This is a genomic window from Vibrio sp. D173a, assembly GCF_030248475.1.
On record NZ_JAHGAH010001544.1, the window covers coordinates 1 to 673 of the forward strand.

The window sequence follows — 673 nt, forward strand, 5'->3', positions numbered from 1 at the left end:
AGGGAAGGCAAAGACAAACGGTCCTTGATGGTGGTCCCGGAAACCTTGGATTCCACGTGTCGTACCAATTGCAGCAGGCCCGTACCACATAAAATCGTCATGCCAGTAGCTTTCTAGATCCATTGAATCAAGACGCTTTCCGTCAAATCGGCCCAAGCAAGCCAACATATCTAGCACTAACTTCTGGCTCTTCTCACTCTCTTCTGTGTCGACGCTACCTGTATAGATGCCATCTTGAGTCGCTGGGGCAGGGACTAATCCAGCATGGCCTAGGCTCGCTCGTAACGGATTAACACCCACTTGGTTCATGGCATCAATAAAATCTGGTATTAGGTAGGATTCGACAATTTGACCTTCTTGGATACAAACCATTTCGGTGTAGCGCAAGTAGAGCGTTTTTCCTGTTGCTGGAATGCCAAATAACGGCTGGGCAAATGTACCGACAAAATAACCGGTAGAGTTAATCCAAGTACGGCCCTCGTATTCACCTTGCATAACAATTGATGGACGTCGTTCAACATCAGGCAACGAGGTTACTAGAGGCAATAAGAATGCTTGCTCGGTCGCATCGACACCAGATACGTCATTAATTGGGTGAGCGACGCACCATTTAACGTCTGCGTTTAGCATCTCGTGAGCGACTTGAGTACGCTCTGAGGAGTGAGCGTTAAAA

General features: G+C 47.8%; 1 protein-coding gene. It reads right to left on the minus strand.

Annotated elements, in window-relative coordinates:
* On the minus strand, positions 1-673 hold a 673-nt coding region (locus tag KIV40_RS34630), incomplete at both ends, for an ester cyclase (protein ID WP_285353982.1).